General features: G+C 73.5%; 2 protein-coding genes. Both read left to right on the top strand.

The window, feature by feature from the left end; genetic code table 11:
* Nucleotides 1-6,801, top strand: a 6,801-nt coding sequence (locus G3I40_RS07375; protein WP_164301349.1) for a type I polyketide synthase, incomplete at its 5' end; no start/stop codon positions are given.
* Between the two features lie 31 nt (nucleotides 6,802-6,832).
* On the top strand, nucleotides 6,833-10,865 hold a 4,033-nt coding region (locus G3I40_RS07370), incomplete at its 3' end, for a type I polyketide synthase (protein WP_164301348.1).

Raw genomic sequence — 10,865 nt, 5'->3', positions numbered from 1 at the left:
GTCCTGGGCGCGGCCCTCGCCGCCGACGAGCCGCAGATCGCGGTACGCGGCACCCGGCTGTGCGCGCCCCGACTGGCCCGCGTCACCGGCCAGGTCCCGGACGAGCCCGACGTGTTCGCGCCGCAGGGCACGGTGCTGCTCACGGGCGGCACCGGCTCGCTCGGCGCCCTCGTGGCCCGGCACCTGGTCACCCGCCACGGCGTACGCCACCTGGTCCTCGCCGGCCGCCGCGGCCCCGCCGCCGAGGGCGTACGGGAACTGGTCGCCGAACTCGCCGAGCTGGGCGCCGAGGTGGCCGTCGTGGCCGCCGACGTCTCCGAGCGCCGCGACGTCGAGGCCCTCCTCGCCTCCGTACCGAACACGCATCCCCTGACCGGCGTGGTGCACCTCGCGGGCGTCCTGGACGACGGCGTGATCGCCACCCTCACCCCCGAGCGTCTCGCCGGCGTCTTCGCCCCGAAGGTCGACGCCGTACGCCACCTCGACGCGCTCACGCGCGGCCTGGACCTGGACGCGTTCGTCGTCTTCTCGTCCGCCGCCGCCCTCATGGGCTCGGCCGGGCAGGGCAACTACGCGGCCGCCAACGCCTTCCTCGACGGCCTGATGGCCCAGCGCCGCGCGGCCGGGCTGCCCGGTCTCTCCCTCGCCTGGGGCCTGTGGGAGCAGGCCGACGGCCTGACCGCGCACCTGAGCGCCGTGGACCAGGCCCGCATGAACCGCGGCGGCGTCCGCGCGCTGACCCCGGCCGAGGGCCTGCGCATCTTCGACACGGGCCTGCACATGGGCCAGGCGCTCCTCGTACCGATCAAGCTGGACCTCAAGACGCTGCGCGGACAGGCCGCGGACAGCGGGGGAGTGCAGCACCTGCTGCGCGGCCTCGTCCGGGCGGGCCGGCGCACCGCGCGGGCGGCCGCCGGGGACAGCAGCGCCCTGGTGCGCCGGCTCGCCGGACTGTCCCAGGGCGAGCAGGAGAGCGTCCTGCTGTCCGTGGTGCAGGCCGAGGCGGGCGCCGTGCTCGGCTTCACCAGCCCCGAACTGACGCAGGGCACCAAGGGGTTCAGCGACATCGGCTTCGACTCGCTGACCGCCGTCGAGCTGCGCAACCGGCTCGGCGCGGCGACCGGCGTCAAGCTCCCGGCGACCCTGATCTTCGACTACCCGACCCCGCAGGCCCTCGCCGCCTACCTGCGCGAGGAGCTCGGCGACAGCGCGGCCACCGACGTCCCCGCCACGACCACGACCTTCGCCGCGGACCCGGACGAGCCGATCGCGATCGTCGGCATGGCGTGCCGCCTGCCCGGCGGGGTCACCGGCCCCGAATCCCTGTGGCGCCTGGTGCAGGAGGGCCGCGAGGGCATGTCCGCCTTCCCGGACGACCGCGGCTGGGACCTGGACGCCCTCTTCGACGACGACCCCGACAAGGCGGGTACGTCGTACGCCACCAAGGGCGGCTTCCTGGAGGGCGCCGGGCTCTTCGACGCGGGCTTCTTCGGGATCTCGCCGCGCGAGGCCCTCGCGATGGACCCGCAGCAGCGCCTCCTCCTGGAGACCGCCTGGGAGGCCCTGGAACGCGCGGGCATCGACCCCGACACGGCCCGCGGAGACAGCATCGGCGTGTTCTCCGGCGTCTCCATCCACGACTACGTCGAGTCCCTGACGCACCTGCCCGCGGAACTGGAGGGCTTCGCCACCACCGCCACCGCCGGAAGCGTGGCATCGGGCCGCGTCTCGTACGTCTTCGGCTTCGAGGGCCCGGCCGTCACCGTGGACACGGCCTGCTCCTCGTCCCTGGTCGCGATGCACCTTGCCGCGCAGGCGCTGCGGCAGGGCGAGTGCTCCATGGCGCTGGCCGGCGGCGTCGCCGTGATGGGCTCGCCCATCGGCGTCCTCGGCATGTCACGCCAACGCGGCCTGGCCGCCGACGGCCACTGCAAGGCGTACGCGGACGACGCCGACGGCACCATCCTCTCGGAGGGGGTCGCCCTGGTCGCCCTGGAGCGCCTGTCGGTGGCCCGCGAGCGAGGCCACAAGGTCCTTGCGGTCCTGCGCGGCAGCGCCGTCAACCAGGACGGCGCCTCCAACGGTCTCACCGCCCCGAACGGCCCCTCCCAACAACGCGTCATCCGCAAGGCCCTGGCCGGCGCGGGGATCGCCCCGTCCGAGGTGGACGTCGTGGAGGGCCACGGCACCGGCACGGTCCTCGGCGACCCGATCGAGGCGCAGGCGCTCATCGCCACGTACGGCAAGGGGCGCGACCCCCAGCAGCCTTTGTGGCTCGGCTCGTTGAAGTCGAACATCGGACACACCCAGGCCGCCGCGGGCGTCGCCGGTGTGATCAAGATGGTGCAGGCGCTGCGCCACGGCGTACTGCCGCCCACGCTCCACGCGGGGCAGCGCACGACGAAGGTGGACTGGTCGGACGGCTCGATCGAGCTCCTGACGGAGGCGCACGAGTGGCCGCGCGCCGGCCGTCCGCGCCGGGCCGGGGTCTCGTCGTTCGGCATCAGCGGCACGAACGCGCACCTGATCCTGGAGGAGGCGCCCGAGGACGCTCCGGGGCTGGGCTCGGTCCCGGACACGGATGCGGACAGCACCGCGGGAGCGCAAGCGGGTGGGGATGCGGGTGTGGATGCGGGCGGTGCGGTGCCGCTGGTGGTGTCCGCGCGCAACGCCGCATCCCTGGCGGGGCAGGCCGAGCGCCTCGCCGCCTACGTCGAAGGGGCCGAAGGGATCTCCCTGGCGTCGGTGGCCGACGCGCTGGTGACGAGCCGGGCGCTGCTGGGGGAGCGGGCAGTGGTGGTGGCCGCTTCGCGGGAGGAGGCGCTGGCCGGATTGCGGGCGCTGGCCGCTGGCGAGAGTGCGGCCGGTGTCGTCTCGGGTTCGGGGACGTCGGGCAAGGTCGTGTGGGTGTTCCCGGGCCAGGGGTCTCAATGGGCGGGCATGGGGCGGGAGTTGTTGGACTCTTCGCCGGTGTTCGCGGAGCGGATCGCTGAGTGTGCGAGCGCTTTGGACCCGTACATCGACTGGTCGCTGGTCGACGTGCTGCGCGGGGAGGTTTCGCCGGAGTTGCTGGAGCGGGTGGATGTGCTGCAGCCGGCGAGTTTCGCGGTGATGGTGGGGCTTGCGGCGGTGTGGTCGTCGGTGGGTGTGTTGCCAGATGCGGTGGTGGGTCACTCGCAGGGGGAGATCGCGGCGGCGTGCGTCGCGGGTTCTCTGTCCCTGGAGGACGCTGCCCGGGTCGTGGCGCTGCGCAGTCAGGCGATCGGTGAGCGGTTGGCCGGTCGTGGAGGTATGGCGTCGGTGGCGTTGAGCGAGGCGGAGGCGGTTGCGCGTCTGGGGCGTTGGGCGGACCGGGTCGAGGTGGCCGCGGTCAACGGCCCGCACTCCGTCGTCGTCGCTGGTGACGCGGAGGCCTTGGACGAGGTGCTTGCGGCCCTGTCCGCTGACGGTGTCCGGGTGCGTCGCGTGGCGGTGGATTACGCCTCTCACACCCGGCACGTGGAGGACATCGAGGACGTCCTCGCCGAGACCCTGTCCGGTATCGAGGCGCAGGCGCCGCTGGTGCCGTTCTACTCGACGGTGACGGGCGGCTGGGTCGAGGACGCAGATGTCCTCAATGGCGCTTACTGGTACGGGAATCTGCGGAGCCAGGTCGGCTTCGGCCCGGCTGTCGCCGAGCTGGTCCGGCAGGGCCACGGCGCGTTCGTCGAGGTCAGTGCGCACCCCGTCCTCGTCCAGCCGATCACCGACATTCTCGATGAGAGCGACACCGGCACCGCCACCGTGGTGACGGGCTCGCTGCGTCGTGACGACGGTGGTCCGAGCCGCCTGCTGACGTCGATGGCCGAGCTGTTCGTGCGCGGCGTCCCCGTGGACTGGACGGGTACCCTGCCCGCCGACGCCACGGCCGCAGAGGTGGACCTGCCCACGTACGCCTTCGACCACCAGCACTACTGGCTGCACACGGCGGGCGCCGCCACCGACGCGGTGTCGCTCGGGCAGGCGGCGGTCGATCACCCGCTGCTCGGGGCGCTGGTCCGACTGCCGCACTCCGACGGCCTGTTGTTCACCTCGCGGCTCTCCCTCGCGTCCCATTCCTGGCTGGCCGACCATCTCGTCGGCGGCTCTGTCGTGCTCCCCGGCACGGCCCTGGCCGAGCTGGCAGTGCGGGCCGGTGACGAGGCAGGCTGCGGGGTTCTTGCGGAGCTCGTGACCGAGGCGCCGCTGATCGTCCCGGAGCGCGGTGGCGTACGCGTGCAGGTCGCCGTGGGCGGACCGGACGAGAACGGCACGCGCACCCTGGAGATCCACTCGCAGCGCGAGGACGCGACCGACGAGGGCGACGCCTGGACGCGGCACGCCACCGGCACGCTGTCGGCCGCGGCCACCCGGCCCGGCACGGACTTCGACTTCGCCGCCTGGCCCCCGGCCGGCGCGGAGCCCGTCGACGCCGACGGCTTCTACTCCGGCCTGGCCGCGCAGGGCTACGAGTACGGCCCCGCCTTCCAGGGCGTACGCGCACTGTGGCGGCGCGGCGAGGAGGTCTTCGCCGAGGTCGCCCTGCCGGAGGAACAGCGAAAGGACGCTGCGGGGTTCGGCATCCACCCGGCGCTGCTCGATGCGGCTCTGCACGCTCACGCCCTGGGCGGCGCGACGGTCGGCGGCGACGCGGTGCGCCGGCCGTCCGACTGGAACGGCCTGGTGCTGCACGCCGTCGGCGCCTCCGCCCTGCGCGTCCGCCTGCGGGCCGGTGGCCCGGACCTGCTGACGCTGGAGGCGGCGGACGAGACCGGTGGCCTGGTGGTGTCGGTGGACTCGCTGGCCCTTCGGGAGCTGACCGCCGAGCAGCTGGCGGGCGTCGGTGGCTCGGCGGTCGCCGAGGCGCTGTTCCAGGTGGACTGGAGTGAACTGCCTTTGACGCAGCAGGTGTTGGACGTGCCGTCCTGGGCGCCGGTGTCCGGTGCGGAGGACGTGGAGGGTCTGGCCGGGGGCGTACAGGTAGCGGTTTTGGAGGCGGTCGGCGGGGATGGCGAGGGCGCTGTATTGGCGTTGTCCGCGCGGGTGTTGGGGGTGGTGCAGGCCTGGCTGGCTGCTGATGGGCTGGACGATGTGCGGCTCGTGGTGGCGACGCGGGGTGCGGTGCCCGCTGGTGACGGCGCGGTGATCGATCCGGCCGGTGCGGCGGTATGGGGACTCGTACGCGCCGCCCAGTCCGAGAACCCCAACCGGATCGTCCTGATCGACACAGACACAGACACAGACACAGACACAGACACAGACACAGACACAGACACAGACACAGACACAGACACTGAGACAGAGGCAGGTGCTGGCGCAGGCGCGGGCGTCGGTGGACTGGGAGCAGTCCTGGGCGCGGCCCTCGCCGCCGACGAGCCGGAGCTCGCGGTGCGCGGCACGGGCCTCTTCGTACCGCGCATCGCGCGCGCTCAAGTCACCGCGGCGCAAGGCGTGTTCGGCCCCGAGGGTACGGTCCTCATCACCGGCGGCACCGGATCCCTGGGCGCACTCGCGGCCCGGCACCTGGTCACCGAGTACGGCGTGCGCAACCTCGTCCTCGCCAGCCGCCGGGGCCCCGACGCCGAGGGCGCCGGGGAACTGGTCGCCGAGCTGACCGGGCTGGGCGCGGCAGTCTCCGTCGTGGCCTGCGACGTCTCCGACCGCGACCAGGCGGCCGCCCTGCTGGCCTCGGTCCCGCAGGAGCATCCGCTGCGCGGCGTGCTGCACACGGCCGGTGTCCTGGACGCCGGTGTGATCGGGACCTTGACCCCGGAGCGCCTGGCGAGGGTGTTCGCGCCGAAGGTCGACGCGGTCCGTCATCTCGACGAGCTGACCCGGGGCCTGGATCTCGACGCGTTCGTCGTCTATTCGTCCGTCTCGGGCGTCTTCATGGGTGCGGGCAGCGGTAGTTACGCGGCCGCCAACGCCTATCTCGACGGTCTGATGGCCGAGCGTCGCGGGGCCGGGCTGCCCGGTCTCTCCCTGGCCTGGGGGCTGTGGGACCAGTCCGGCGGCGGCATGGCGGCCGACACCGACGACCTCGTCCGGTCCCGGATGGGCCGGCGCGGAGGCCTGCAGATCATGAGCACGGCCGAGGGCATGCGGCTCTTCGACGCCGCGGTCGGATCCGCACGGTCCCTCCTGGTACCCGCCAAGCTGGACCTGCGCGCGGTGCGCGCCGACGCGGCGGCCGGCGGGGGAGTGCACCACCTGCTGCGCGGCCTGGTCCGCGCGGTCCGGCAGCAGGCGCGGACAGGTACCGCCGGCGACGGCGGGCTGCTGCGCAAGATCTCCGGACTCGGCGCCGCCGAACAGGAGAAGACCCTCGTCGACCTGGTCCGTACCCAGGCCGCGGTCGTACTCGGGCACGCCGGGGCGGACGGGGTACCGGCCGACATCGCGTTCAAGGACACCGGCTTCGACTCGCTCACCGCGGTGGAGCTGCGCAACCGGCTGCGCGAGGCGACGGGCCTGAAGCTGCCCGCCACCTTGGTCTTCGACTACCCGAACCCGCAGGCCCTGGCCCGCCACCTGCACGCCGAACTCGTCCCGGACGGCGGCACGGCCGGCCCGGACGTGGACGAGGTACGGCTGCGGCACGCGCTCGCCTCCCTTCCGCTGGCCCGCTTCCGGGACGCCGGACTGATGGACGCCCTGGTCGAGCTCGCCGCCCTCGGCGACAGCGATCCGGCGACCGCCGCGCCCGACGACGCCGGTGAGGAGACGGCGGTCGCCGACCTGAACGTCGACGACCTCGTCCACCTGGCGCTCGGCGACAACTAACTCCGCGACACCGGAAAGATTGGGGATTCAAGTGAGTGCGTCGTACGAAAAGGTCGTCGAGGCGCTACGGGCATCGCTCGAAGAGGTCGGCTCGCTGAAGAAGCAGAACCGCCGCCTCGTCGACGCTTCCCGCGAGCCGGTGGCCGTGGTGGGCATGGCGTGCAGGCTGCCGGGCGGAGTGGCGGGCCCGGAGGACCTGTGGAACCTGGTCCGGGACGGCCGCGACGCCGTGACGGGCTTTCCGGACGACCGCGGCTGGGACCTGGAGGGCCTGTTCGACCCGGACCCCGAGCGCGCGGGCACCTCGTACACGGACCGGGGCGGCTTCCTCCACGAGGCGGGCCTCTTCGACGCCGGGTTCTTCGGGATCTCGCCGCGCGAGGCCCTCGCGATGGATCCGCAGCAGCGGCTGCTCCTCGAATCCTCCTGGGAGGCGCTGGAGAGCGCCGGCATCGATCCGCTCTCGCTGAAGGGCGCCGACGTCGGCGTGTTCACCGGGCTGTTCGGCCAGGGCTATGTCGCCCCCGGCGCCAGCGTGGTGACACCCGAACTGGAGGGCTTCGCCGGCACGGGCGGATCCACGAGCGTGGCCTCGGGCCGCGTCTCCTACGTCCTCGGCTTCGAGGGCCCGGCCGTCACCATCGACTCGGCGTGCTCGTCGTCGCTCGTGGCCATGCACCTCGCGGCGCAGTCGCTGCGCCAGGGCGAGTGCTCCATGGCGCTGGCCGGCGGTGCGACGGTCATGGCCAATCCCGGTGCCTTCGTGGAGTTCTCGCGCCAGCGCGGCCTGGCCGGTGACGGCCGCTGCAAGGCGTACGCGGACGGCGCCGACGGCACCGGCTGGGCCGAGGGCGTCGGCGTGGTCGTCCTGGAGCGCCTGTCGGTGGCCCGCGAGCGCGGCCACCGGATCCTGGCGGTCCTGCGCGGCAGCGCGGTCAACCAGGACGGTGCCTCCAACGGTCTCACCGCCCCGAACGGGCCAGCCCAACAACGTGTGATCCGCGGGGCGTTGGCGAGCGCGGGCCTCAACGCGTCGGACGTGGACGTCGTGGAGGGCCACGGCACCGGCACGGTCCTCGGCGACCCGATCGAGGCGCAGGCGCTGCTCGCCACGTACGGCAAGGACCGCGATCCCCAACAGCCCTTGTATCTCGGCTCGTTGAAGTCCAACATCGGGCACACCCAGGGCGCCGCGGGCGTCGCCGGTGTCATCAAGATGGTGCAGGCGCTGCGCAACGGCGTGATGCCCGCGACCCTGCACGTGGACGCCCCGACGTCCCAGGTCGACTGGTCCGCGGGCGCCGTGGAACTGCTCACCGAGGCGCGCGAGTGGTCGAGCGACCGCCCGCGCCGGGCGGGCGTGTCCGCGTTCGGCGTGAGCGGCACGAACGCGCACCTGATCCTGGAGGAGGCGCCCGCCGACGCGGCACCGCAGCCCGAGGAGACGGCCGCGGGCGGTGTGGTGCCCCTGGTGGTGTCCGCGCGCGGCGCCGCCTCGCTGGTGGGCCAGGCCGAGCGCCTGGCGGCGTTGGTCGAGGACGGCGAGGAGCTGCCGCTGGCGGCGCTGGCCGGGTCGTTGGTCTCCCACCGTGCGCTCCTCACCGACCGCTCCGTGGTCGTGGCCGGCTCGCACGAGGAGGCGCTGGCCGGACTGCGGGCGCTGGCCGACGGCGACAGCGCGGCCGGTGTCGTCTCGGGTTCGGGCACGTCGGGCAAGGTCGTGTGGGTGTTCCCGGGTCAGGGATCCCAATGGGCTGGCATGGGCCGGGAGTTGCTCGACTCCTCGCCGGTGTTCGCGGAGCGCATCGCGGAGTGTGCGAGCGCCCTGGCCCCGTACATCGACTGGTCGCTCGTCGACGTACTGCGCGGGGAGGCTTCGCCCGAGCTGTTGGAGCGGGTGGACGTGCTGCAGCCGGCGAGCTTCGCGGTGATGGTGGGGCTTGCCGCTGTCTGGTCGTCGGTGGGTGTGCGTCCTGACGCGGTGCTGGGTCACTCGCAGGGGGAGATCGCGGCGGCGTGTGTGTCCGGTGCGTTGTCGCTCGACGACGCGGCCCGGGTGGTGGCACTGCGCAGTCAGGCGATCGGTGAGCGGTTGGCCGGTCGTGGCGGTATGGCGTCGGTGGCGTTGAGCGAGGCGGAGGCGGTTGCGCGTCTGGGGCGTTGGGCGGACCGGGTCGAGGTCGCGGCCGTCAACGGCCCGAACTCGGTCGTCATCGCGGGCGACGCGGAGGCTCTGGACGAGGCGGTTGCGGCCCTGTCCGCTGACGGTGTCCGGGTGCGCCGCGTGGCGGTGGATTACGCCTCGCACACCCGGCACGTAGAGGACATCGAGGACGTCCTCGCCCAGACCCTGTCCGGCATCGAGGCGCAGGCCCCGGCTATCCCGTTCTTCTCGACGGTGACGGGTGGCTGGGTCGAGGACGCCGATGTCCTCAACGGCGCTTACTGGTACGGGAATCTGCGGAGCCAGGTCGGCTTCGGCCCGGCCGTGGCCGAGCTGGTCCGGCAGGGCTACGGCGCGTTCATCGAGGTCAGTGCGCATCCGGTCCTCGTGCAGCCGATCACCGACGTTCTTGATGAGGGCGATAGCGGTACTGCCACTGTGGTGACGGGTTCGCTGCGTCGTGATGACGGGGGTCTGCGCCGTCTGCTGACGTCGATGGCGGAGGTGTTCGTACGCGGCGTCAAGGTCGACTGGACGGGCATCCTGCCCGTCAGTGCCTCTTCGGCGCGGGTCGACCTGCCCACGTACGCCTTCGACCACCAGCACTACTGGCTGCACGAGACGGGAGCGGCGACCGACGCCGCCTCCCTCGGCCAGACGACGGCCGACCACCCGCTGCTCGGCGCCGTGGTGCGGCTGCCGCAGTCCGACGGGCTGGTCTTCACCTCGCGGCTCTCGCTCAAGTCCCACTCCTGGCTGGCCGATCACGCCGTCGGCGGTGTCGTCATCCTCCCCGGCTCCGGTCTGGTCGAACTGGCCGTGCGCGCCGGTGACGAGGCCGAGTGCGGCGCCCTCGAAGAGCTCGTCATCGAGGCGCCCCTCGTGGTGCCCGAGCAGGGCGGCGTACGCGTCCAGGTCGCCCTGGGCGCCCCCGACGCCGGCGCCGCGCGCACGGTGGAGATCTACTCCCAGCGCGAGGACGCGAACGAGGACGGCGCGGCGTGGACGCGGCACGCCACCGGCACGCTGTCGCCCGCGCGCCCGGCGCAGGAGACCGCCGTCGACTTCGCCGCCTGGCCGCCGCCCGGCGCCGAGCAGGTCGAGGTCGGCGACTTCTACGCGGACCTGGTGGAGCGCGGCTACGGCTACGGCCCCTCCTTCCAGGGCGTGCGCGCGGTGTGGCGGCGCGGCGAGGAGGTCTTCGCCGAGGTCGCGCTGCCCGACGAACTGCGCGCGGAGGCACAGAAGTTCGGCGTTCACCCCGCTCTGCTCGACGCGGCCCTGCAGGCCGCCACCATCGGGAACGCGGCGTCCGGCGACGCGGACGACCCCGCGGCACCGGTCCTCGCCTTCGCCTGGAACGGTCTGGTGCTGCACGCCTCGGGCGCCTCCGCGCTGCGGGTGCGCATCGCGCCGAACGGACAGGACGCGCTGTCGGTCCAGGCGGCCGACGAGGCCGGCGGGCCGGTGGTGACGCTGGACTCGCTGGTGTCCCGGGCCGTCTCCGCCGAACAGCTGGAGACGCCGGTCGATGCGGCCGTCGCCAACGCGCTCTTCCGCCTGGAGTGGACCGACCTGCCCGCGCCGCCCGACTCGGACCTTCCGCCGTCATGGCTGCCGGTGACCTCGGCCGAGGACGTGGCGGCCGTGGCCGCGAGCGGTGCCGCACCCGCGGTGGCGGTCCTGGAGGCCGTCGGCGCGGAGGGCGACGACGCCGTACTCGCCCTGTCGTCAAAGGTGTTGGGCGTGCTGCAGGCGTGGCTCGACGCGGACGCGCTGGAGGAGTCGCGGCTCGTCGTCGCGACCCGGGGCGCGGTGGCCGCGGGCGGAACCGCGGTGACCGACCCGGCCGGATCGGCGGTGTGGGGTCTGGTGCGCGCCGCCCAGGCCGAGAACCCGG

The sequence above is a fragment of the Streptomyces sp. SID14478 genome, from assembly GCF_010548525.1.
In the GTDB taxonomy this organism is placed as follows: domain Bacteria; phylum Actinomycetota; class Actinomycetes; order Streptomycetales; family Streptomycetaceae; genus Streptomyces.
Note: the sequence above shows the minus strand (reverse complement) of the source record. Positions and strands in the feature narration are given on the sequence as shown.